The 21,588-nt window shown below is 62.2% G+C and carries 21 protein-coding genes and 1 pseudogene; 12 read left to right on the top strand and 10 right to left on the bottom strand.

What is annotated here, in order from left to right; all coding sequences use genetic code 11:
- Nucleotides 1-48: 48 nt before the first annotated feature.
- The 3 genes from X728_RS149920 to X728_RS149930 form a co-directional block, all read right to left on the bottom strand.
- Nucleotides 49-669, bottom strand: a complete 621-nt coding sequence (locus X728_RS149920; protein WP_245266152.1) for a cytochrome b/b6 domain-containing protein — start codon at nt 667-669, stop codon at nt 49-51.
- Nucleotides 670-1,470: a membrane protein gene (locus tag X728_RS149925; RefSeq protein WP_031195614.1), complete on the bottom strand. Its 801-nt coding sequence runs from the start codon at nt 1,468-1,470 to the stop codon at nt 670-672.
- A gap of 65 nt (nt 1,471-1,535) precedes the next feature.
- On the bottom strand, nt 1,536-1,793 hold the full coding sequence (locus X728_RS149930; protein ID WP_023685058.1) for a hypothetical protein: 258 nt from the start codon (nt 1,791-1,793) through the stop codon (nt 1,536-1,538).
- A 228-nt stretch (nt 1,794-2,021) separates the two neighbouring features.
- On the opposite strand from X728_RS149930, the gene X728_RS149935 reads away from it, so the two are divergent.
- Nucleotides 2,022-2,654, top strand: coding sequence for an isoprenylcysteine carboxylmethyltransferase family protein (locus X728_RS149935; protein WP_023685059.1), 633 nt, complete (start codon nt 2,022-2,024; stop codon nt 2,652-2,654).
- Here the strand turns inward: X728_RS149935 and X728_RS149940 are convergent.
- Together X728_RS149940 and X728_RS149945 are read right to left on the bottom strand one after the other, a co-directional pair.
- A complete protein-coding gene (locus X728_RS149940) occupies nt 2,648-2,863 on the bottom strand; it encodes a hypothetical protein (protein WP_023672157.1) in 216 nt (71 codons plus the stop codon). The genes X728_RS149935 and X728_RS149940 overlap by 7 nt on opposite strands.
- Complete coding sequence (locus tag X728_RS149945; RefSeq protein ID WP_023831913.1) at nt 2,860-3,615, bottom strand: COG4280 domain-containing protein; 756 nt, start codon at nt 3,613-3,615, stop codon at nt 2,860-2,862. The genes X728_RS149940 and X728_RS149945 overlap by 4 nt, the downstream gene beginning before the upstream one ends.
- A 68-nt stretch (nt 3,616-3,683) precedes the next feature.
- Between X728_RS149945 and X728_RS1000000169055 the strand changes: the two are divergent.
- Nucleotides 3,684-3,863 (top strand): annotated as a pseudogene (locus tag X728_RS1000000169055) (ABC transporter permease); the annotation flags it as partial.
- Nucleotides 3,864-3,953: 90 nt separating this feature from the next.
- A complete protein-coding gene (locus X728_RS149950) occupies nt 3,954-4,955 on the top strand; it encodes a LacI family DNA-binding transcriptional regulator (protein WP_023831911.1) in 1,002 nt (333 codons plus the stop codon).
- Between the two features lie 6 nt (nt 4,956-4,961).
- Here X728_RS149950 and X728_RS149955 read toward each other — a convergent pair whose 3' ends face one another.
- Both X728_RS149955 and rocF read right to left on the bottom strand, forming a co-directional pair.
- Nucleotides 4,962-6,023: an ornithine cyclodeaminase gene (locus X728_RS149955; protein WP_023831910.1), complete on the bottom strand. Its 1,062-nt coding sequence runs from the start codon at nt 6,021-6,023 to the stop codon at nt 4,962-4,964.
- The gene (rocF, locus tag X728_RS149960) at nt 6,020-6,955 is read right to left on the bottom strand and encodes an arginase (protein ID WP_023831909.1); all 936 of its coding nucleotides are present in this window, start codon (nt 6,953-6,955) and stop codon (nt 6,020-6,022) included. The genes X728_RS149955 and rocF overlap by 4 nt, the downstream gene beginning before the upstream one ends.
- A 146-nt stretch (nt 6,956-7,101) precedes the next feature.
- Here rocF and X728_RS149965 point away from each other — a divergent pair, with 146 nt between their 5' ends.
- The 4 genes from X728_RS149965 (at nt 7,102) to X728_RS149985 (ending at nt 11,737) form a co-directional block, all read left to right on the top strand.
- Nucleotides 7,102-7,542 (top strand): Lrp/AsnC family transcriptional regulator, encoded by a 441-nt coding sequence (locus tag X728_RS149965; RefSeq protein WP_023685065.1) that lies wholly within the window; start codon nt 7,102-7,104, stop codon nt 7,540-7,542.
- Nucleotides 7,543-8,131: 589 nt separating this feature from the next.
- On the top strand, nt 8,132-9,346 hold the full coding sequence (locus tag X728_RS149975) for a glycosyltransferase family protein (protein WP_023831908.1): 1,215 nt from the start codon (nt 8,132-8,134) through the stop codon (nt 9,344-9,346).
- A 1-nt stretch (nt 9,347) separates the two neighbouring features.
- The gene (locus tag X728_RS149980) at nt 9,348-10,592 is read left to right on the top strand and encodes a glycosyltransferase (protein ID WP_023687620.1); all 1,245 of its coding nucleotides are present in this window, start codon (nt 9,348-9,350) and stop codon (nt 10,590-10,592) included.
- On the top strand, nt 10,589-11,737 hold the full coding sequence (locus X728_RS149985; protein ID WP_023687621.1) for a glycosyltransferase family protein: 1,149 nt from the start codon (nt 10,589-10,591) through the stop codon (nt 11,735-11,737). The genes X728_RS149980 and X728_RS149985 overlap by 4 nt, the downstream gene beginning before the upstream one ends.
- On the opposite strand, the gene X728_RS149990 is transcribed toward X728_RS149985, so the two are convergent.
- On the bottom strand, nt 11,715-12,386 hold the full coding sequence (locus tag X728_RS149990; protein WP_081732427.1) for a class I SAM-dependent methyltransferase: 672 nt from the start codon (nt 12,384-12,386) through the stop codon (nt 11,715-11,717). The genes X728_RS149985 and X728_RS149990 overlap by 23 nt on opposite strands.
- 262 nt (nt 12,387-12,648) lie before the next feature.
- Between X728_RS149990 and X728_RS149995 the strand changes: the two genes are divergently transcribed.
- The 3 genes from X728_RS149995 to X728_RS150005 all read left to right on the top strand — a co-directional run bounded on the left by X728_RS149995 (nt 12,649) and on the right by X728_RS150005 (nt 16,828).
- The gene (locus X728_RS149995; protein ID WP_023710306.1) at nt 12,649-15,363 is read left to right on the top strand and encodes an ABC transporter ATP-binding protein; all 2,715 of its coding nucleotides are present in this window, start codon (nt 12,649-12,651) and stop codon (nt 15,361-15,363) included.
- Nucleotides 15,364-15,397: 34 nt separating this feature from the next.
- Entirely contained in the window at nt 15,398-15,865 is a 468-nt protein-coding gene (locus tag X728_RS150000) for a cyclic nucleotide-binding domain-containing protein (protein WP_023672144.1), read from the top strand.
- A gap of 111 nt (nt 15,866-15,976) precedes the next feature.
- The gene (locus tag X728_RS150005) at nt 15,977-16,828 is read left to right on the top strand and encodes an MBL fold metallo-hydrolase (RefSeq protein WP_023831907.1); all 852 of its coding nucleotides are present in this window, start codon (nt 15,977-15,979) and stop codon (nt 16,826-16,828) included.
- Nucleotide 16,829: 1 nt separating this feature from the next.
- Here X728_RS150005 and X728_RS150010 read toward each other — a convergent pair whose 3' ends face one another.
- Together X728_RS150010 and X728_RS150015 are read right to left on the bottom strand one after the other, a co-directional pair.
- Nucleotides 16,830-17,588, bottom strand: coding sequence for a polysaccharide deacetylase family protein (locus tag X728_RS150010; RefSeq protein WP_023831906.1), 759 nt, complete (start codon nt 17,586-17,588; stop codon nt 16,830-16,832).
- Nucleotides 17,585-18,673: a glycosyltransferase family 4 protein gene (locus X728_RS150015; protein WP_023831905.1), complete on the bottom strand. Its 1,089-nt coding sequence runs from the start codon at nt 18,671-18,673 to the stop codon at nt 17,585-17,587. The genes X728_RS150010 and X728_RS150015 overlap by 4 nt, the downstream gene beginning before the upstream one ends.
- A 74-nt stretch (nt 18,674-18,747) precedes the next feature.
- Between X728_RS150015 and X728_RS150020 the strand changes: the two genes are divergently transcribed.
- A complete protein-coding gene (locus X728_RS150020; protein WP_031195613.1) occupies nt 18,748-19,926 on the top strand; it encodes a DUF3095 domain-containing protein in 1,179 nt (392 codons plus the stop codon).
- A gap of 303 nt (nt 19,927-20,229) precedes the next feature.
- The gene (locus X728_RS150025; protein WP_023831903.1) at nt 20,230-21,570 is read left to right on the top strand and encodes an adenylate/guanylate cyclase domain-containing protein; all 1,341 of its coding nucleotides are present in this window, start codon (nt 20,230-20,232) and stop codon (nt 21,568-21,570) included.
- Nucleotides 21,571-21,588: the final 18 nt, after the last annotated feature.

Below are 21,588 nucleotides of genomic sequence, written 5' to 3'. Positions count from 1 at the left end.
ATCCGCCGGCGCCTGGTCGCTCGTGGTCGTTGCACATGTCCATAAGTGTCATCCGACCGGATCGCGCGCAGGGACAAGCATCCTGCGCAGCACGGCGCCTTTCAGAATAAAATGATGGAAGAGTGCCGCACCGGCATGAATGCAGATCAGAACGATGAATACCGGCTTTGCCCAAGTATGGACATCGCCCATCCAGCTCCAAACATAAAAGGCCAGAAGCCCGGAAACAGGAGCGGCAACGAGAAGGCCATAGAACAGCGCATGCGTTGTGCGTGAGGCGAAAGCCATCCATTTCGGCATTGTGGATTGCGGCTTGGGCGCACCGATGAAGAGGCGGACGGCCAGTCGCACGAACACCAGCAACAGGATCGCCAGGCCGACCCAGTAATGGGCGGACCCCATGGTCTGCCCGTAGGACGACAGTTGGCGTCTGTCCGCTGCCGCATCGACATAGATTGTCATGTTTTCGCCGAACAGGAGCTGGAACAGGACAAGCGCCGCTATCATCCAATGCAGGCTAATTTGGAGGCCGCTATAACCGGATTTCCTGGAGTTCATTCTTCCGTCCATGAGGTGAGCGCGATAGCTGCCCAGGGCGACCCACGGCAGGGATCCATTGACGTTTTGGCGCGTTCTCGTCGCGTCAGGCGGGCGTGCAGGTGCTTGCATCTACTCCGATTCAAGCAGGATTTTGTCGGCTTCGCCGGTGCCCTTCTTCAGACTCATATAGAGAACGAGGGCGACGATGCAGCCCAGGAAGATCATGCTGGTGAAGGTGGTGCCGAAGCCGAGGCCGCCATATTCGACCGGCTGCGACAGCAGGTCGCCGAACGAGGCGCCAAGCGGCCGCGTCAGGATGTAGGCCAGCCAGAAGGCGAGGATGGCGTCGAGGCCGAAGGCGAAATAGCCGAGGGCGATGAAGACGATGACCGCGCCGAACAAGAAGCCAGTCGTGAGATAGCCAATGTCGAACGTCTCGGCGACAAGGTCGCCGGCCGCGGTGCCGAGCGAAAAGGTGAACAGGATCGCCAGCCAGTAGAAGATCTCGCGCCTGGTGGTGACGATCGTATGGATGGAGAGCGTTCTTTCGCTGGCGTACCAGACCGCGAATGTCGCGGCGAGCAAGACCGTGAAGGCAATCGTGGTGGTTTGCAGACGGACGCCCAAATTGTCGACCAGATTGTCGGTGATCAAGGTGCCGACGACGCTGATCAGCACCACCGCCAGCCAATAGGCCCATGGCACATAACGCTTCTGCGCGAATTGCAGCGCCAGCGCGACGACAAGGATGCCGGTCATGATCAGCGAGGTGACGGTCAGTCCGAAGCCAAGATTGACGGCCAGATAGTCGGCCGCCGTCTCGCCCATGGTGACCGCCAAAAGCTTGATTAGCCAGAATTCGACGGTGACATCAGGGACCCTGTTGGGTGATGCCAGTGCGGCGGGTGCAGTGCTTGCAGACAAGAGCATGATGGGATCCTTGTCGTTTCGGCGGGGACGGGCCTATTCCCCGGTACGTGCGGCGAGGCTTGGTCTTACTTCCCCATGATCTTCATGGCCTGCGCGAAGAAGTCGTCGGCGCGCTTGTCGTCGTCGGCATTGCAGCGCTCGACGCCTTTGGCCTCGAGATCGGATACTTTTGTCTTGTCCGCGGCGCTCAGCGCCGCCAAGGCTTCCGCCGCGCGCAGGTCCTTCAGAGCGTCTTCGCAAGGCGTCGCAGCGGAAGCGGCTGAAAAGACCGGGTTGGCGATGGCAATGGCGCAGAGCGAGAAAGCGAGGGTTAGCTTTTTCATGCTGGTGTTCCTGTCTTGCGCCGATATCCAGGCGGTGATGAAACGATGTCCGGCACGTGGCCGGCACAAGGACTATGGGCAGGCGACCTCGCCGCAATCTGTCCGCCCGCTTACAAATTCGTAAGAATGGCTGAAATTCCTGCCGGTTGCCTCGCCATCGCCGCACGGAAGCGCTAGTGGGTGGCGAGACACCGGCGCTATGAGCCCTGCCGGATAGCAGGAACTATGATGAGCTACGCTCCCCCCAAGCCGGCAGCGAAGGCGTTCGACCAGCACAAGCGCCTGCTCGTCATACAAGTGGCGGCAGCCCTCGCCGTCATGCTGTTGCTGTTCACCAAGCCCTTTCTCGTCGAAGGCTCGGACGGGCACGAATACATCGAGGCGCTGGGCATCGGCTTCGTGCTGGTCTGCTTCCTTGGCCGTCTGTGGAGCATTCTCTATGTCGGCGGCAGGAAGAACGACGAGCTGGTCACCATCGGCCCGTTCTCGATGAGCCGGAACCCGCTCTACTTCTTTTCCACGGTCGGCGCGGCGGGCGTCGGGTTGATGTACGGCTCGGTGCTGGTGGCGGCGGCGCTGGCTCTGGTGAGCTACCTGGTGTTCCGGGTGACGGCGCGCAAGGAAGCCGAGTTCCTGTTTGGAAAGTTCGGCCCCGCCTACAGCGTCTATGCCGAACGCACGCCGCCTTTCTGGCCGAACCCGCTGCTGTTTCACGATCAAGCCGAACGCCGGTTCTCGACAAAGGCGTTGCGGCGGACATTCACGGACGGGCTCTATTTCCTGGCGCTGTTCCCGGCCATCGAGACGATTGAGCAGTTGCGGATCAGCGGCATGCTGCCGGTGTTTTTCACCCTCTACTGACCGGAGCGCCGTGCAGCGCGGCGCACGCTGTAGAGCAGGATGACGAGGCAGCCGGGCAGAAGCAGGACGCCGCCGGCAAGCGGCGGCAACGCCAGCAGCTTCACTGCCGCGGCAATCGCCACGATCAACAGCAGCGCCAGCGTCGCAAGGCTGCCGTCGTCGATGAACATGCCGACGAGCTCCTTTAGAATGAGGCGGACGACGTTCATGGAGCAACTCCTTGTGCAGCCTTGGGGTAGCTGGCGCGCAACCAGCGCACCATGGCGAAGCACGCGACGGCGATGATTGCGAAGATGGCCAGCAGCGCCAGATCGGCGCCCGGCCAGTCGGCGCCCAGGCCTTCGCCGGTCCAGAAAATGCCGAAGCTTGTCAACATCAGGCCGACGGCGAATTTGAGCGCGTTTTCCGGCACCCGCGCCAGCGGCCTGTGCACCGCAAGACCGATGATCGTTACCAGGACGAAGGCCGCTAACGCGCCAAGGCTGGCATAGAAGGTCTGTGCATGCGCGGCGCCGACGGCGATGACGATGAACACCACCTCGACGCCTTCGAGCAGCACCGCCTTGAAGGCTGCGAGCCCGGCCAGATAATCGGCGCGGCGGTCATTGGCCTGCTGCTGCAAAGCGGCGGTTTCCTTGGAAAAGGCTGCTTCCTCGTCATGCAGGGCGATGACGCCGACACTGCGCAAAATGGCCTTTCTCAACCAGCGCATGCCAAACAGGACCAGGAGCACGCCGACGACGAACTGCAGCACCGTAATGGGAACCAGCGCCAGCAGCGGTCCGAAGGCCAGCACCAGAGCCGCCAGCACCGCCAGCGCCAGCGCCGCGCCGATCAGCGCTGGCCGCCAGCTGCGGGTGACGCCGACCGCCAGCACGATGGTGAAGGCCTCGACCACTTCGACGAAGGAGGCAAGGAACGAGGCGGTCACGGTGGAAAGTATGGGTGTCAGGCCATTCATGAAGGTTTCCTGTCTGCGGGAATCACTGGGCTGAGAAGGATACAGCGCTCCGGCGGAAGGGAGAACGCGCCGGCATTCTCGCCATACTCTATCTGTTGCGTCTCACCATCGGTGGCCCGATCGCCGGCGTTCGCTACGAGCTGCTCGGCGTCGGCGACAATTTCAAGCCGATCGTGCTAGGCCTTGTCATTGTGCTTGCCGTCATCCTGGACGCCTATCGGGAAAAGCTGTTGAGGGTGATCCGATAAAGCGCGTCGCGCTTTTTGGTTTTTATTTTATGGATGTCATTTTCCCAGATCCGCCGGACACTCCGGGCGACATGCACTAGGGGACAAGAAATGACGACGATTGCCGATGTCGCGCGCCATGCCGGAGTGTCGGTCGCAACCGTCTCGCATGTGATGAACCGCACGCGCCATGTCGAGCCTGAGACGGCCGAGCGCGTCCATTCGGCCATCGCCGCCTTGCGCTACAGTCCGAACACGCTGGCGCGCAGCCTGAGGCGCGGCGAGACCAAGACCATCGGCCTGCTGCTGCCGGACAATTCCAACCCGTTCTTCGCCGGCGTGGCGCGCCAGATCGAGGATGCCGGCTTCCTTGCCGGCTATACTGTGATCCTGTGCAACTCCGACGGCAGCGCCGAGAAGGAGGAGCGCTACCTCCAGGTGCTGATGGCCAAGCAGATCGACGGGCTGATCTTCGCCGGCTCATCGGATCATGCGCGGGTGTTCTCCAGCCTTCTGCCCGGCGTGCCGGCGGTGCTGATCGACCGCGAGATCCATTCGGTCAATGTCGATTCCGTGCTGGTCGATCACGATCATGGCGGCTATCTCGCCGGCCGCTATCTGGCCGGGCTCGGCCACGAGAAGATCGGCGTCATCGGCGGCCCGCGCGATTCCAGCTCCAGCCCCGCCCGCCTGCGCGGCTTCGCCAGGGCGCTGCAGGAAGCCGGCCTCGACCTGCCGCCGGCCTCGGTGGTGGATTCCGACTATCACTTCGCCGGCGGTCGCACGGCGATGGAGCGGCTGATGGCGCAGGAGCCGGGGATCACGGCGCTGTTTGCCTGTAACGATCTGATGGCCATGGGGGCGCTGACAGTGCTGCGCGGGCGCGGATTGCGGGTCCCAGGCGACATGTCGATGATCGGCTTCGACGACATACCCTATGCCGTCACCACCTGGCCGCCACTGACGACGATCGCACAGCCGGTCGAGAAGATCGGCACGCGGGCGGTGAGCCTGCTGATCGAGCGGGTTGCCGAGCCGGCGGCGCATTCGCGCCGCGAAGTGCTCACCCCGGTGCTCGTCGAACGGGAGAGCTGCGCGCCGTTGCGCGGCTGAAGCCCCTCAGGCGGCTGCCGGCTGCAGCGCTGCCCTGAGCAGCATGCCGAAGAGGTCGCGCGGCTCGTCGGGATCGGCGAGCAGGTCGAGCTCCTCGTAGAGGCCGGTGGCCTGAAGCTGGTCTCTGATATAGCGCAGCGCGGAAAAATCCTCGGTGGCGAAGCCGACGGAATCGAACAGGGTGATCTGTTCCGCCGTCTTGCGGCCTTCCGCCTTGCCGGTCATCACCTGCCACAACTCGGTCACCGGATGGTCGGCGTGGAGCTGCTGGATTTCGCCCTCGATGCGCGTCTGCGGCGGGAACTCGACGAAGATGTCGGAGCGAAGCAGGATGTCGCGGTGCAGTTCCGTCTTGCCGGGGCAGTCGCCGCCGACCGCGTTGATGTGCACGCCGGAACCGACCATGTTGTCGGTCAGAATGGTGGCGGACAGCTTGTCGGCGGTCACCGTGGTGATGATGTCGACTCCTTCCACAGCATCCTGGCCCGTTGTGCAGATGGTGACGTCAAAGCCTTTGCCGGCGAGGTTGCGGGCGCATTTTTCCGAAGCGGAACGGTCGATGTCGTAGAGCCGCAGCCGGTCGATGCCGAGCAGCGCTTTGAAGGCGACAGCCTGGAACTCGGACTGGGCGCCATTGCCGATGATGGCCATCGAGCGCGCGCCCCTGGGCGCCAGATATTTGGCAGCGACCGCGGAGGTGGCCGCGGTGCGCAGCGCCGTCAGGATCGTCATTTCGGTGAGCAGCATCGGATAGCCGGAGCCGACATCGGCGAGCACGCCGAAGGCGGTGACGGTCTGGCGCCCCTCGCGCATGTTCTTGGGATGGCCGTTGACATATTTGAAGCCGTATAGCCGGCCGTCGCTGGTCGGCATCAGCTCGATGACGCCGTCATGGCTGTGCGAGGCGATGCGCGGCGTCTTGTCGAACAGCTCCCAGCGGCGAAAATCCTCCTCGATATAGGCGGCGAGTTCGGTGAGGAACCGCTCGACGCCGATGGTCAGCACCAGCTTCATCATGCGGTCGACGCTGACGAAGGGGACGATGGCAAGGCGGGAAGGCTGGGTCATGCAATGCTTCCGGAATGGCTGCGGGTCGGGCGGTCCATGATGCGGCGGCCCATCAGGCTGGCGGCGAGGTCGACCATCAGAGTGGCGGTGCGGCCGCGCTCGTCGAGGAACGGGTTGAGCTCGACCAGATCAAGGCTGGAGACCAGGCCGCTGTCGGACAGCATCTCCATCACCAGATGCGCCTCGCGGAAGGTGGCGCCGCCGGGCACGGTGGTGCCGACGGCCGGCGCGATGGAGGGGTCGAGGAAGTCGACGTCGAGGCTGACATGCAGCAGGCCGTTTTCCTTTTCGACGATGGCCAGGAAGGCGCGCAGCAAAGGTGCGACGCCGTGCTCGTCAATGGTGCGCATGTCGTGCACGGTCACGCCCGCTTCGCTCAGCGCCCGGCGCTCCGCCGGATCGACGCTGCGCAGGCCCATGACGCAGATGTGGGCGGGATCGACGGCGACGGGCAGGTCGGGGAAATAACCGTTGAAGCCCGGCCGGCCGCTGGCATAGGCGAGCGGCACGCCGTGCAGATTGCCGCTGACGGTGGTATCGAGCGTGTGGAAATCCGGATGCGCATCGAGCCACAGCACGAAGAGCGGCCGGTCGCGTTCGGCCGCCCGGCGGGCTATGCCCGACATCGTGCCGGCCGATATCGCGTGGTCGCCGCCAAGGAAGATCGGCATGGCGTCCCGCGAAGCCGCATAGGCGGTCTCGGCAATTGCCGCCGTCCAGGCGGAAATCTCCGGCAGGGCCTTCAGCGCGAGATTGCCATGGACGAGTGCGCGCACTGCGGCCGGTTGCACCGCGCCCCAGTCCTCGACCTGATGGCCGAGTTCCGACAGCACCGAGACAAGCCCGGCCGTGCGCAGCGCGCTTGGCCCCATCTCGCATCCCATCCTGCCGGCGCCGTCCTGTACCGGCGCGCCAACGATCCTGCAGCGCATGGTTTTTGGTGTCCTTGCAAATTGATTGGGCAATTGATGCGTGGAATGAACCATCCTGGACCGGCAGTTTGAACAGGCGAAATTGGCATTTCGAGAAGAATGATTTATCATTCCGATAAGTCGCTTCGGTCAAAGTGGATAGAATCATGGACTTGCTTGACGAAAGGCTGGTCACGCTGCTCAGGCATGATGCCCGGCGCAGCATCTCCGATCTCGCGGTCGATCTCGGGGTGTCGCGCGCCACGGTCAGGGCGCGCATGGAGCGGCTGGAAAAAACGGGCGAGATCATCGGCTACACGGTGGTGCTGCGCGCCGACGCGGTCGACCAGCGGATACGCGGCGTGATGATGATCGAGATCGAGGGCCATGCTGCCGACCGCGTGGTCCGGGCGCTCGGCGGCCTCGCCGAGGTTTCGACCATTCACACCACCAATGGCCGCTGGGACCTGGTGGTCGAACTCGGAACGGCGTCGCTCACCGATTTCGACGCGGTGCTTAGGCGGATACGGCTCATCCCGGGGATAACCGGCAGCGAGACAAGTCTGCTGCTGGCAACGCCGAGGACGACAAGGGCAAGGTTGGCGTAGCCGTCCTTCCGGCCGGCGTGTTCGCGCAAAGCTTTGGGCGGAACTGGCGAATGGGTCGCCTGGCTGACGAATCTCATTGGGGCCGCAGCTATCCTCCACATGACGGAGGAAGCCGGCATGACGCGAGATTGCACCAGCTTCAACGGTGCAAGGACCGGACGCTTGCCACAGGCCAAGGCTGATGGCAGGATAAAAGGCCGCAACGTGCGGCCTCTGGCGGCCGTTGTGTTTCGATGGATTATGAAGCATTTTCCCAAGGTGCGGGTTCTCCTCACAATGTGCGGCAGCCTCGTTTCGCCTTGGTCGCCCTTGATTTTTCGCAATGTGCGCTTTGCCTGCCTCAGGCCGCAGGGCATTTAATTCCACGGGGTCAAGCCTCATGACAGAGATTTGTGCTCGGGCCGTCTATCGTCGGCGAAGACAAGGCATGGCGCCACAATCAGCGCCCCTGGCATTCGTGACCTGGTGAAGATTGCCGTTGCGTACCTCTCGCCCCCATGTTTCAAAACAGGTCGATAGACCCGCGAGAATGGTTTCGAAGCCTGCGGGGTTGCCCACGGTCCGGCGAGAATTCTAAAAGACGTTCAAAATGACACAGCACGCAAAAGACGCACGAATTCTCATGTACAGCCACGACACGTTCGGGCTCGGCCATTTGCAGCGTTGCCGAACGATCGCTCATTCGCTGGTCGGGGATTTCCGCGGACTTCAGGTGCTAATCATTTCGGGTGCGACCATCGCCGGCGCCTTCGACTACCGCGCCCGCGTCGACTTCGTGAAGATCCCCAGCGTCATCAAGCTACGCAACGGCGAATACACCTCGCTGGAAAAGGACATCGATCTGCATGAGACGCTCAGGATGCGGCAGTCGATTATTCGCCACACAGCCGAGAGCTTCCGGCCGGATATCTTCATCGTTGACAAGGAACCGCTGGGGCTGCGCGGAGAGATCGAGGATACGCTGTCCTACCTCAAGACGCGGGGCACCACGCTCGTGCTTGGCCTGCGCGAGGTGATGGACGCGCCGCATTTGCTCGAAGCGGAGTGGGCACGCAGGGATGTGATGCGCAAGATCGGCCTGTTCTACGACAAGGTCTGGGTCTATGGCCCGCCGGATTTCCACGATCCGTTGACCGGCCTGGACGTGCCGCCGGCGGTCAGGGCAAAGATGAAGTTCGTCGGTTTCCTGCAACGGAGCCTGCAGCAGAACCAGTTGCCCGGCCACCGGCCCGAGGGCGACTATATCCTGGTTACCACCGGTGGCGGTGGTGACGGCGCCGACCTGATCCACAACGTCATCGAGGCCTATCAGCAGGATCCGCGATTGCAGCACAGGGCGCTGATCGTGCTTGGGCCCTACATGCCGGCGCGCAAGCGCAACAAGCTGGTCAGGAAAGGGGCCAAGATCCCCTATGTCAAGATCATCGAATTCGACAACCGCATGGAAGAGCTGATTGCCGGCGCCAAGGCGGTGGTGGCGATGGGCGGTTACAACACCTATTGCGAGATATTGTCTTTCGACAAGCCGGCGCTGATCGTGCCGCGCGTCACGCCGCGCGAGGAACAGCTGATCCGGGCACGGCGCGCAGCCGAACTCGGCCTCATCGAGATGCTTTTGCCCGAGGAGGCCGAGGATGCCCAGCGGTTTGCCGATGTGCTGCAGGTTTTGCCGGGCCGGCCCCGCCCATCGCAGAGCAATGCGCATCTGACTCTGGAAGGGCTGCCTCATATTTCCGAAATCGTCGCGGAACTGCTCGACCGCCGGGCCGGCCATCACCTTTCGGTCATTGAAGGCATGAACTGAGTTGCAACACCGCAAGATCGTCGTGGTTCTGAAGGGCTATCCGCGGCTGTCGGAAACCTTCATCGCACAGGAACTGCTCGGTCTCGAGCGTGCGGGGTTCGACCTGATACTTTTCGCGCTCAGGCGGCCGACCGACGCAAAACGTCATCCCGTGCATGACGAGATCAAGGCCCCCGTCCATTATCTGCCGGAATATCTGCACAGAGAGCCGCTGCGCGTGGTTCGATCGCTGTTTGCCTGTCTGCCGCGGCCTGGCTTCTGGCGCGCGCTCAAATCGCTCGCTGCCGATATCCGCCGCGACTTTACCCGCAATCGCGCGCGGCGCTTCGGGCAAGCGCTGGTGCTGGCGGCCGAATGGCCGCAAGATGCCGGATGGCTGCATGCCCATTTCGCGCACACGCCGGCATCGGTGACGCGCTATGCCAGCCAGCTTCGTGGCTTGCCCTGGAGCTGCTCAGCCCATGCCAAGGACATCTGGACGTCGGCGGACTGGGATCTGGCCGGCAAGCTTTCCTCGGCGCGCTGGACGGTCACGTGCACGAAAACCGGCTTCGACCATCTGAAAAAACTCGCCAACGGCAGTTCGTCCGTGCATCTGAGCTATCATGGGCTCGACCTTGACCGCTTCGGCAGTTTCGGCGAGGCGCGAAAACAGCGTGACGGCTCGGCGCCGGCCGAACCGGTCATGATCTTGAGTGTCGGACGCGCCGTTGAAAAGAAGGGCTATGATACGTTGCTGGAGGCTCTTGCCCTCTTGCCTGGCGATCTGGCGTGGTGTTTCGAGCATATCGGTGGCGGCGAGGAACTGAAACGGCTGAAGGCGCTGGCGCAAAGGCTCGGACTGGAGGGGCGCGTCTCCTGGAAAGGCGCGCTGGCGCAGGAGGAGGTGCTTGAGCACTACCGCAGCGCCGACATCTTCGCTTTGGCCTGCAGGATCACCGCGGATGGCGACCGGGACGGCCTGCCGAATGTTCTGGTGGAGGCGGCCAGCCAGCGGCTTGCCTGCGTGTCGACCGATATTTCCGGCGTGCCGGAGCTTTTATCGTCGGATGAAACCGGGCTGCTGATTCCCTCGGAAAACCCGACTGCCCTGGCACAGGCGCTGGAGCGCCTGATCCGCGATCCCGTCCTGCGCGTCCGCCTCGGCGACGCCGCGGAGCGGCGCGTGCGAAGCAATTTCGATCATGTGGCAGGCATTGGACAGCTCAAGGAACTGTTCGAGCGGGAGTGGCGGGCCGCCGAATGAAGCGGCTGCGCGCTTTCTTCTATGTTCAGCACCTGCTCGGCATCGGCCATCTCGCGCGCGCCAGCCGCATTGCGGCGGCTCTGGTCGATGACGGGTTCGACGTCACCGTCGTGACCGGCGGAGCGCCGATCGCGGGATTTCCGGGATCGGGTGTAAAATCCGTGACCCTGCCGCCTGTCACCTCCGGTGACGAAGGATTTTCCGGACTTGTCGACCTGCAGGGCAAAGCCGTCGACGATGATTTCAAGACGCGGCGCTCAGAGATGCTGCTGCAGGCTTTCCGGGATTACAGGCCCGACATCGTCATTATCGAGGCGTTTCCCTTTGGACGCCGGCAGATGCGTTTCGAACTCTTGCCACTGATCGAGGCCATCGAAGCGACATCGCCCAGACCGCTGCTGGCGGCGTCCGTCCGCGACATCCTTCAGGAGCGCGTGAAGCCGAGCCGAAACGAAGAAACGGTCGATATCGTCAACAGGCATTTCGATCTTGTCATGGTCCATGGCGATCCGGCTTTCGCAACCATCGACAAGACATTTCCGCTGGCTGGGGCGATCAGGGCCGAGGTCGCCTACACCGGGCTCGTTGCCGCGCCGCCGACGCAAGCGGCCTCAGAGCGCTTCGACGTTCTGGTGTCGGTTGGCGGCGGGGCGGCCGGAAAGAGCCTTGTCAGATCCACCGTCGCGGCGGCGCGAAATGCCGATAACGCCTGGACATGGTGTTTGATCACCGGCCCAAACCTGCCGAAGGACGAGTTTGACGCGATTTCACGCGATGCCTCCCCACGCCTGTCCATCTTCCGGTTCCGCGAGGATTTCGCCAGCCTGCTGACCGGCGCCCGCCTGTCGGTCTCGCAGGCGGGTTACAACACGGTCTGCGATGTCATGCGCGCGGGGTGTCGCTCGCTGCTCGTTCCATTTGCAGCCGGCGGGGAAACCGAGCAGACGCGTCGCGCTCTGATGCTCGAAGAGCTCGGTCTTGCAACGGTGCTGACGGAACAGGACCTGACGCCTGAAGGTCTGGCGCATGCGATCGAGCAGGCGCTTGCGGGACCGCCGCCAGCCGCGCATCGTCTCGATCTGGAAGGGGCGCGGCGATCGGCGCAAATCCTGCGCGAGCGCTTCAAACAGTTCCAATCAGCATGAAGCGTGTATAATTTTTTGTCGGCAATTCGCCGGAGAACCTGATCTGCCGCAGCGCCGCCATTGCTTCGAAGGCTGCAAGTGACGCCACGCAGTTGATGTGCGTCGGCTCGCTGAAATAGTCGTTCGACTGCAGCAGCACGTTCGTACCCCGCGGAAGCAGGGCAAGCCAGGCGCTGAGATCGGCTATGTGTTCGCAGCTCGTATTGACCACCAGGTCGGGTCGGCCGGCGCCATAGTCGAGTGCGTACATATCTGCCGTCAGTGCTTGAAACCGCTCGCCGGCTTGCCGGTTGAGTGTCCGGGCGACCGCGCCGACTTCGGGATCGATGTCGATGCTGTCGATCGCCCCGATGTCGAAGCGGGCGTCGTTGAAAAGCATCGCCGGCAATACGCCGTACCATCCACCCAGAACCCATATGCGTTCGAACCCGCCGCCGTCGCTTTCGAACAGCCTGTCGAGCGCCCACATCTTGCAGGCGACCTGCTTGTGGTTGAAGGCGTTCGCGATATTGGCCTGCGGATGCTTGGCGATGACGCGCGCCAGCCCGGCCACGAGAGGGTGGTCGACGTAGGCGGCAATTCCCCGCGTGAGGTCCAGGGCTTGCTCATGCCCACCCATGCCGGCATTGCGTGGTTGCGTGACATCCATCATATTCGTCTTCTATGTTGGGATTTCGGGCGACACAACGCAATCTTGCCTCTTGCCTGTTCGACTTGCGGACGCGACTGTGCCGCAAGCCGTTTCGCCATTGCCCGGAGGAGGCCGATTGAATTTGTCCGGACCATCGGCGCCCATCCGCTTGGCGCGCAGCTGCCGCTTTGAGCTCGTCGTTGGCGGCGAAGACATGGCCGATACACCATTTGCCAGCAGGTGCCTTTACATTCCGCATCCTTCAAACTGACAATCGCATATGGAAACCAGCCTAGCCCGCTATATCTGGACGCACACCAGGAAGCAGCAGCTCTGGATATTGATGATCGTCGTGCTTTCGATGGTCCCGTATTTCATGTCGTTCGACCTGCCGAAGCTGATCGTCAACGGCCCGATCCAGGGCAAGGGGTTCGAGCAACCGGGCGCGACCCTGCCATTCATGCGGTTGCACTATAACCTGCCGTTCATCGGCGAGGTCCAGTTCTTCTCCGGTTTTCAACTGGACCGCACCTCGACCCTGCTTGCGCTCAGCCTTGTGTTCCTCTTGCTGGTCGTCATCAACGGCTTGTTCAAGCTCTACATCAACACTTACAAGGGCCGGCTCGGCGAACGCATGCTGCGGCGTATTCGTTTCGATCTGGTCGATCGTGTGCTGCGGTTTCCGCCGGTTTACTTCAAGCGGGTGAAATCCGCCGAAGTGGCGACCATGGTGAAGGACGAGGTGGAGCCGCTGGGCGGCTTCATTGGCGATGCCTTCCTGCAGCCGGTGCTGCTCGGCGGCCAGGCGCTGACGGCCATGCTGTTCATCATGGTCCAGAACGTCTGGCTCGGAATGATAGCGGTCGTGATCGTGGCGATCCAGATCGTGCTTATCCCGCGAATGCGGCGGCGGCTGCTCGTGCTCGGGCGCCAGCGGCAGTTGACGGCGCGCGCGCTTTCAGGCCGGGTTGGCGAAATCGTCGACGGCATCGGCGCGGTTCACGTCCACGATACGTCGAACTACGAGCGCGCCGACATAGCAGCCCGGCTCGGGCTCATCTTCAAAATCCGCTTCGATCTTTACCAATGGAAATTCATGGTAAAGTTCCTCAACAATTTTCTCGCGCAGCTCACGCCCTTTCTGTTTTACATGATCGGTGGCTATCTGGTCATCCAGGGGCGGTTGGATGTCGGCCAGCTCGTGGCCGTGATCGGCGCTTACAAGGACTTGCCCGGACCGATGAAGGAACTGATCGACTGGGATCAGGACCGGCAGGATGTCCAGGTCAAATATCAGCAGGTCGTCGAACAGTTCACCGTCGAGAATATCATCGCGCCGGAAATCGGAGCACTGACGGTCGACGATCCCGATCCGATGACCAAGCCGCTGTCGGCGGTCAGCCTGTCGATAGCAGACGATGGCGGCGCAATGCTCCTCAATCGCATCTCGCTCGAGGTCAAGCCGGGTGAGACGGTGGCGCTGGTCAGCACCGCAACAGGGGGAGCGGAGGCGCTTGCGGAAGCCTTTGCGCGGCTGACCTGGCCGGACAGCGGAAGGATCGTTTCGGGCTCCGATGACTTGCTCGATCTCCCCGAAGCCGTGACCGGCCGGCGCATGTCCTACGCTTCGTCGGATGTTTTCCTGTTCCAGGCAAGCCTGCGCGACAATTTGCTCTACGGGTTGAAGCATGCGCCGCTGACATCGGTGACATATGACGGCGCCGCGGCGGACCAGCACCGTTGGAATATCGACGAGGCGCGCCGGTCGGGCAATCCGGATCTCGATATCCGCAGCGACTGGATCAACTATGCCTCCGCCGGCGCCACCGGCCCGCACGACCTCTTTGAAGCCGTGCGCCGGGTGCTCGACGCGGTTCTTCTGTCGCGCGACATTCTGGATCTAGGCTTGCGCTCTTCGGCCGACCTCAAGCGCCACACGAAGCTTGCCGGGCGGATCGTCGAATTGCGTGCGGCGCTGCGAACCCGGTTGGAGGAAGAAGGCCTGAGCGCGCTGGTGGTTCCTTTTGAACCGGGCGCCTACAACAAGGAAGCGACGATCGGCCAGAACCTGCTCTTCGGCGCTGCGGCCGGCCCCGAACTGGCTCACAAGGCACTGGCGTCCAATCCCTATTTTGCTTCCGTGCTGAAGCAAGCCGGCCTCGACCGCACGCTCTACGAAATGGGCATGGAGATCGCCGAACAGGCGATCGAGCTGTTTGCCGACCTGCCGCCCGAACACCAGTTCTTCCAGCAGCTCGCCTTCATGAGCGCCGAGGAGATACCCGCCTACGAAACCTTGCTGCAACGGCTCAAGAATCGCCCCTACGATGCGGTTTCGGAGAACGACCGCGCCATGATGGTCACCTTAAGCTTTGCCTATATCGAGCCCCGGCATCGCTTCGGCCTGTTGACCGACGAGCTGATGAGCAAGATCATCGCTGCACGCAACCAGTTCTATGAAAACCTGCCGGCCGAGCTGGAGAAAGCTGTCGAACGGTTTGACCCTGCCAAATACATCGCCGCGGCCACCGTCATGGACAACGTCCTGTTCGGGCGTGTCGGCAACAACCATCCCGACGCGCCGGACCGCATTCGCTCCATCGTCTATGATATTCTTGACGAACTGGGGCTTTATGCCGAGCTTCTGGATGTCGGCCTGGACTTCAACGTCGGCGCCGCCGGCAGGCGGCTGACCGGCGGACAGCGACAGAAGCTCGATGTTGCCCGCGCCTTGCTCAAGCGTCCCGATTTCCTCATTCTCAATCGGCCGCTGTCGGCGCTCGACCAGCGCGTGCAGGACAAGGTGCTGCGAAATGTGCTCGACGAAGCCAGACGCGACGGCCATTCGCCGGCAATTGTGTGGGTGGTGACGAATCCGGCAATGGCGGCGATGTTCGATCGGGTTGTGGTCTTTGACTCAGGCCAATTGGTGGAAGACGGAACACACGAGACACTCTTGGCGGGAAACGGTATCTTCAAGGAACTTGTGTCATAGTCTGGCAAACGCGAATTCAGGAAGGTTTGCGACAATGCTGCTCAAGGATGAAGTTGGAATGCTGCAACGCGTTCCCTTGTTCTCTGGCATCGAGCCGACAAAGCTCAAGCTGCTCGCGTTCACGTCCGATCGCGTGAACTACAGTGCCGGCCAGATTCTTTTCCGGCAGGGCGACGAGGCAGACGCCGCCTATGTCATCCTTTCGGGCAGCGCGGATATTCTGGTCGATTCCGACAATGGGCCGATCAAAGTTGCCGAATTGCTGCCAAATTCGATCGTTGGCGAGATTGCCATATTGTGCAACAGCTCCCGTACTGCCACCGTCAAAGCGGCAAGTGAGCTGGAGGCCTTGAGAATCCGCAAGGACCATTTCCTGAGGCTTATGAAGGAGTTTCCCGAAATGACCATCGAAATATTGCGGGTTCTTGCCGATCGGCTAAGCAGTACGACCGCGGACCTGATCGACGCACGAACGGCCGAGAGCGATTCACAGTTACACTGAAACGGCGAGCCGCTCTGTTTCTTAGTTTTGATGCAGTTTCCGGAACCGTGTCACACCTTTCCTGGAACGACTCTGGCAGCAGTTGGTTGGCTACGATGGGCGAAAGGGTGCATGGACGACGATTTCTTCCTTGTCAGGTTTTGGGGCGTGCGCGGCAGCATTGCGGTGTCGGGGCCAGAATTTGCTCGCTATGGCGGCAACACGATCTGCATCGAGATGCAATGCGGCAAGCATACGCTTCTGTTCGACGCGGGCTCCGGCTTGCGGCCTGCCGGCAGGACGCTTCGGGCGGCGGGCGTCACCGATTTCGACCTGTTTTTCACCCATTGCCACTACGACCACGTCATCGGGCTGCCGGCTTTCAAGCCTATTTATGAACGAGGCATCAAAGTTACGCTTTGGTCCGGGCATCTCGCTGGACGCATGACGACGCGGCAGATGGTCGATGAATTCATTCGGCCGCCATGGTTTCCGGTGACACTCGGTGTCTGCAAGGCGAGCCTCGACTGCCGCGATTTCGCATCCGGAGACCTGCTTCGGCCACGCGAAGGAGTTGTTGTACGAACCGGTAGTCTTACCCATCCGGGCGGCTGCATCGGCTACCGGGTCGAATGGGGGGGCCGCGTCGTGGCGGTCATCACAGACACCGAGCACGAGCCGGGCAAACTCGACCAGGCGGTGCTCGGCCTGATCGAGAATGCCGACCTCGTCATTTACGATTGCACCTACACCGAGGAGGAAATGGACCGCTACCGCGGCAACGGGCACTCGACATGGCAACAGGGCGTCAAGCTCTGCGAGGCGGCCGGCGCGCGCGGGCTTGCGCTGTTTCACCACGATCCGGCACGCACCGACGATGAGCTGGACGAGATGGAGAAACTGGCCAAGGACAGATTTTCCGGCGCTTTTGCGGCGCGGGATGGCCAGACGCTCACATTTCCAGTCTTGCACAAAAAGCGCTGAGCTATTTTCCGGCGCTGCGTTCTGTCAGTGTGCTGATCGGAAGCCATGCGCAGGCTTCGGTCCGCGCGGTGATCGTGAACAGCCGTTCGAGGAAAAGCCATGCCGATTCATCATGGACGAGATGGTGGGTGAGCAGGCCGACCGGTTCGCCGCCGTCGAATGCACGCTGCAATTGCGCGACGATGGCCTGAACCAAGAGACCATGATCGCGGCAGCCGCGCGTGCCATGCCAATCCATGATGTCGACATTGCTGTTGATGACCGCCAGGGAAGCCGGCCTTGGCGGCCCGAACACCGACAATGCCGCAAATCCTATCGATCCGAGGTCGGGTACCAGGCCGACATCGATCCGGTTCCAGGGCGGCACCAGCATCGGAACCGCACGTGCGCCGTGCAGGCCGGTTACACGCGACAGCCCGCCGGCCAGCTCATCCAGCACCACCTCGCGTGGCCGATGCGCGCCGAGCTCCTGCTTTTTTTGACCCTCGGGCGCATGATTTCGGTGCGCCCAGCCATGAATGGCGACCGTGGCATGCGGCGCCGCGTCAAGCCGGACGACAAGCTTCCCGTCGGTCTGGGCCGGAATGACGGCCAGAGTGACCGGAACCGCGAAGTCACCGGTGAGGTCGAGCAAGCGATCGAGTGCCGGCGTTGGATCCACGGCGTCATCGTCGCGCAGCCAGAACTCTGCCTTGCGGCCCGCCCGTTGCCGGTGCGCCAGCTCGTCCACCAGGGGCTGCCAAGTCGGGTCGGATGTCATGACAACGGGATCATCTTGAGAAGTTCCGCAAGACGGGCCTTTGCAGCACCGAGAGAGCGTTCTTCGAGAACGAAACGTCTGGCCTCTGCAGCCATGATGGTTCTTTCATCATTATTGGCCAGAAGCCTTGCAATTGCGGAAGCGAACGCCGCCACATCGCCTGGCGGGGTGAGAAACCCGGTCTGGCCATGCCGCACGACCTCCGGCACGCCGGCAATGTCCTGAGCCACCACCGGAAGGCCGGCGGCCTGTGCTTCAAGATAGGCAATGCCATAGGCCTCGCCGTAACCCGGCCAGACGTAGATTCCCCCGCGATAGAGGACATCCGGCACGGCGACCGGCTCAATCGCGCCAAGCCATTCGATACGGTCGGCGGGCAAGCCGGCGAATTGCGCCTTTACCTCGTCACGGGCAGGTCCGTCCCCGACGACCGACAGCGTCCAGGGGAGATGGCCGATCAACCCGAGCGCCTGCGCCAGCATGCGATAGCTCAAGACCTTGTCGCCCGGGCGCATCATGGCGACGGTCACGAGGCGCGTCGGATAATCCAGTACCGGCATTTCGTGGAATGCCGATGTGTCGATGAAGGGTGAAAGCATACCGAGAGCGGCGTGGGGAACAGCATCCGCCAGCCCCTGGCGATCCCTTTGCGTGAAGCAGATGTTCAGCGCCGCCTGCTCGATGGCTCGCGCGACCAATGCCTGGCTATCGGCCCACGAACCGGCGTTGCGCCGTTCGGAATAAGAGGCTTCGGCCGTCACATAGGGGACGGCAAAGGCCAACGCCAGCTCGGGCCCGATCAGGTCGGGCGCCTTGTAGTAGGGATGATAGGAGAACCAGAGATCGGGCTTGCCGTCACGGTCCCAAAGCCTTGTCAGTCGCGCGGCTTCGTCCCGGGCCTCGATCATGAGCGCATCGAAACTTTTCGGTTCCGGCTGGCGTAGATAGAAGCGCAACTCCGATGCCAGTTCGACGCTATGCCCGCCATGCCGCAGCGCCTGGACCAGCATCCGTGCCATCTGGCGGTCGCCGGAGACAACGGGATGATTGGGCGACTTCAGCGGGGCGTAGAAGGCAATTCGCATCGCGCGATCCTATCATCGCAAAGCCTGCCCAAGTCAATTTCGAGGCATGATCGACTTCACCTTCAAGCGCTGGAATGTGCTATCTGATGCTTATGGAAACAGCAGTCGCGTCCGACCCGTTCGTCGCTTCTTTGCCGGTCTTCGCAAAGTTCGAAAGCGTTGCCGATATCGACAACTATCGGCCTCTCCCCGATGGCTGGGCCCTGGCCACCGCCGACATCGTCGGCTCGACCAAGGCGATCGAAGCCGGGCGCTACAAAACCGTCAATATGGCCGGCGCCAGCGTCATTTCGGCGCTGCTCAATGCACTGGGCCGGCAAGATCTTCCCTTCGTCTTCGGCGGCGACGGCGCGCTCGTGGCGTTTCCCGGCTCGGCGCTGGAGATCGCCCGTAACGCGCTGGCTTCTGTCCAGAGATGGGTGGCGGACGAACTGGATCTCACCTTGCGTGCCGCAATCGTGCCGATAAAGGACATAAGAGCGCAAGGCCTCGACGTTCGCGTGGCGAGGTTCCAGGCCTCCGAAGCAGCCTTCTATGCCATGTTCGCCGGCGGCGGCGGCAGTTGGGCGGAAGCCGAAATGAAATCCGGGCGCTACCGCGTCGACCCCGCCCCGGCCGGCGCGCGGCCGGATCTGACCGGCCTCTCCTGCCGCTGGAACCCGATCGAAGCCCGGCATGGCGAAATTGTCTCGATCATAGCCGTGCCGGGGGCATCGCGCGACTTGCGTGGTTTCCAGTTTCTGGCTTCCGACATCATCACCCTTGCCGGCAGGCAGGAGCGCGATGGCCACCCGGTGCCGGTGGACGGTCCGGCCTACAGTCTCCTGCCCGCCGGCCTCGATGTCGAGGCACGGGCCACGGCGCCGCCGGGGCGGCGGTGGCTGGCCAAGCTGTGGGTGATCTTCCTGATGACGCTTACGGCCGTCACCGACAAATTGGGCTGGACGATCGGCGGTTTCGATCCGAAGGTCTACAAGCGCGAGGTGGCCAGCAATTCGGATTTCCGCAAGTTCGACGACGGCTTGAAGATGACCATCGACGTCGACGCGGATGTGTTGCAGCGGATCGAGAACCGGCTGAAACAAGCGGAAGAGGCCGGCATCTGCAACTATGGCCTGCACCGCCAGAAGTCGGCCTTGATGACATGCCTCGTCATCTCGCCGCTGCAGCGCGATCATGTTCACTTCATCGATGGCGCCGCCGGCGGCTATGCAATGGCTGCCGCAAGCCTGAAGGCGAAGGCGCCGGTCTGATGACGGCTTGGGGAATCGATTTTCCGCAATGCGCCGCGGCCATGGTTCTTGGGACCCGGCGAGCCCAACGGTGCCTGAGCCGACCAATTATTTGCGCGATGTCAGGATCGGGATTGCACTTCGCCGGCAGCCTCGCCACATAGTGTTGCAGGTGATTTGTGCGGTCGACGTCTGCTTGCTTCCTGCAAGGACAGTCATTCGGGATATTCTTCGCCGGCTTCTGCCCCCGAAGCCGGCTTCATTGACTTCGAGAATTTTGCGGATCAAAGGAGATGGCTCGTCTTCGACGGGTTTCGAGATAGCATGAGCACAGCGCAAGCAGAAATTTCCAACATTCTCATGGATAAGGTTGCCGATTGGCTGACCCAATCGGCGCTGGCGGGCGACGACCTGGAAACATTGGTCAAGGGTTTTTGTGAACGGCTGGCTGCTGCCGGCCTGCCGCTGAAGCGGGTGCATTTGAGCTTTTCGATGCTGCATCCGCTTTATGACGCGCTCGGTTTCACCTGGATTCGCGGCCAAGGCCTGGAAGTGGAAGGCTTCCGGAGTGAGAACGGCGTCCATTCCGACAGATTCCTGACCAGCCCATACTACCATCTGCTCAGCAACAAGCTCGACCATCTGCGGCGCCGGCTCGACCCGTCGGTGCGGTCGGAGTTTCCTGTTTTCGATGAGCTCAGGCTTATGGGCGTCACCGATTACATGGCTTTCGTCCATCCCTTCAACGGCGATACAAGTCAGGGCATGTTGGGGTCCTGGTCCACCGACAGTGCTTCAGGCTTCAGCGACAGCATGATTTCGGCGCTGCTGCGGATCCAGAACCATCTCGCTATAGCAAGCAAGATGGCGGTGCTCACCAAGCTCGCCGACAACATGATGACCACGTATCTCGGCGGTGACGCCGGCAGGCGCGTGCTGGACGGCCAGATCAAGCGCGGCGAGGGCGACACAATCCGGGCCGCGCTGGTGATGGGCGATATGCGCGGGTCGACAAGGCTCGCCGAAACCTCCGGCCGCGAAGTCTATATCGATACGCTGAACCAGTTTTTCGATGCCATCGCAGCACCTTTCAATCGCAAAGGCGGGCAGATCATGAGTTTCCTGGGGGATGGATTCATTGCCGTCTACCCCTGCGAAAGGCACCGGGCGCAGTCAGAGATCGCCTGCCAGGCTGCTCTTGCGGCTGCGCACAAGGCCGGCATGCGCATGATGGAGCTCAATCTGCGCAGAAAAGAGCAAGGACTGGGCGATATAAAATTTGGTATCGGCCTGCATGTCGGCAATGTGATGTTCGGCAATGTCGGGCTTACCGACCGACTCACATTCTCGGTCTTCGGCTCGGCTGTAAACGAGGTCCAGCGTCTCCAGACCCTGACCAAGAAATATCCGCACAGCGTTCTCGCCAGCAAGGACTTCGCCGGTTATTGCGGGGCCAACAGCTGGCTGACGCTCGGCGAGGAGGAACTGGCGGGCAGCAAGCAGAAGCTGACGGTGCTTTCACCCGATCTGTCGGGTGCTCTCGCACTCGATGAAGACGCTGCGCTGCAGCCGTTTCACGATCGGATATCGGACGCCGAGCAGGTCATGCTACTTCATCGCGATGCCGCGCGGCTGTCGGCGGGCGACCGGAGGAAGCTCCAGTAGTCACCACCATCCGATCTG

It is taken from the genome of Mesorhizobium sp. L103C119B0 (assembly GCF_000502235.1).
GTDB lineage: Bacteria > Pseudomonadota > Alphaproteobacteria > Rhizobiales > Rhizobiaceae > Mesorhizobium.
Note: the sequence above shows the minus strand (reverse complement) of the source record. Positions and strands in the feature narration are given on the sequence as shown.

Excerpts from the sequence above, each read along its gene's own strand:
- X728_RS149945 (WP_023831913.1), bottom strand. The coding sequence starts at position 3,615 with ATGAATGGCCTGACACCCATACTTTCCACCGTGACCGCCTCGTTCCTT.
- X728_RS149955 (WP_023831910.1), bottom strand. The coding sequence starts at position 6,023 with ATGACCCAGCCTTCCCGCCTTGCCATCGTCCCCTTCGTCAGCGTCGAC.
- X728_RS150015 (WP_023831905.1), bottom strand. The coding sequence starts at position 18,673 with ATGCGAATTGCCTTCTACGCCCCGCTGAAGTCGCCCAATCATCCCGTT.
- X728_RS149990 (WP_081732427.1), bottom strand. The coding sequence starts at position 12,386 with ATGGATGTCACGCAACCACGCAATGCCGGCATGGGTGGGCATGAGCAA.
- X728_RS150005 (WP_023831907.1), top strand. The coding sequence starts at position 15,977 with ATGGACGACGATTTCTTCCTTGTCAGGTTTTGGGGCGTGCGCGGCAGC.
- X728_RS149930 (WP_023685058.1), bottom strand. The coding sequence starts at position 1,793 with ATGAAAAAGCTAACCCTCGCTTTCTCGCTCTGCGCCATTGCCATCGCC.
- X728_RS149965 (WP_023685065.1), top strand. The coding sequence starts at position 7,102 with ATGGACTTGCTTGACGAAAGGCTGGTCACGCTGCTCAGGCATGATGCC.
- X728_RS149975 (WP_023831908.1), top strand. The coding sequence starts at position 8,132 with ATGACACAGCACGCAAAAGACGCACGAATTCTCATGTACAGCCACGAC.
- X728_RS149935 (WP_023685059.1), top strand. The coding sequence starts at position 2,022 with ATGAGCTACGCTCCCCCCAAGCCGGCAGCGAAGGCGTTCGACCAGCAC.
- X728_RS150010 (WP_023831906.1), bottom strand. The coding sequence starts at position 17,588 with ATGACATCCGACCCGACTTGGCAGCCCCTGGTGGACGAGCTGGCGCAC.
- X728_RS149920 (WP_245266152.1), bottom strand. The coding sequence starts at position 669 with ATGCAAGCACCTGCACGCCCGCCTGACGCGACGAGAACGCGCCAAAAC.
- X728_RS149925 (WP_031195614.1), bottom strand. The coding sequence starts at position 1,470 with ATGCTCTTGTCTGCAAGCACTGCACCCGCCGCACTGGCATCACCCAAC.
- X728_RS150000 (WP_023672144.1), top strand. The coding sequence starts at position 15,398 with ATGCTGCTCAAGGATGAAGTTGGAATGCTGCAACGCGTTCCCTTGTTC.
- X728_RS149995 (WP_023710306.1), top strand. The coding sequence starts at position 12,649 with ATGGAAACCAGCCTAGCCCGCTATATCTGGACGCACACCAGGAAGCAG.
- X728_RS149985 (WP_023687621.1), top strand. The coding sequence starts at position 10,589 with ATGAAGCGGCTGCGCGCTTTCTTCTATGTTCAGCACCTGCTCGGCATC.
- X728_RS150020 (WP_031195613.1), top strand. The coding sequence starts at position 18,748 with ATGTGCTATCTGATGCTTATGGAAACAGCAGTCGCGTCCGACCCGTTC.
- X728_RS149950 (WP_023831911.1), top strand. The coding sequence starts at position 3,954 with ATGACGACGATTGCCGATGTCGCGCGCCATGCCGGAGTGTCGGTCGCA.
- rocF (WP_023831909.1), bottom strand. The coding sequence starts at position 6,955 with ATGCGCTGCAGGATCGTTGGCGCGCCGGTACAGGACGGCGCCGGCAGG.
- X728_RS149940 (WP_023672157.1), bottom strand. The coding sequence starts at position 2,863 with ATGAACGTCGTCCGCCTCATTCTAAAGGAGCTCGTCGGCATGTTCATC.
- X728_RS150025 (WP_023831903.1), top strand. The coding sequence starts at position 20,230 with ATGAGCACAGCGCAAGCAGAAATTTCCAACATTCTCATGGATAAGGTT.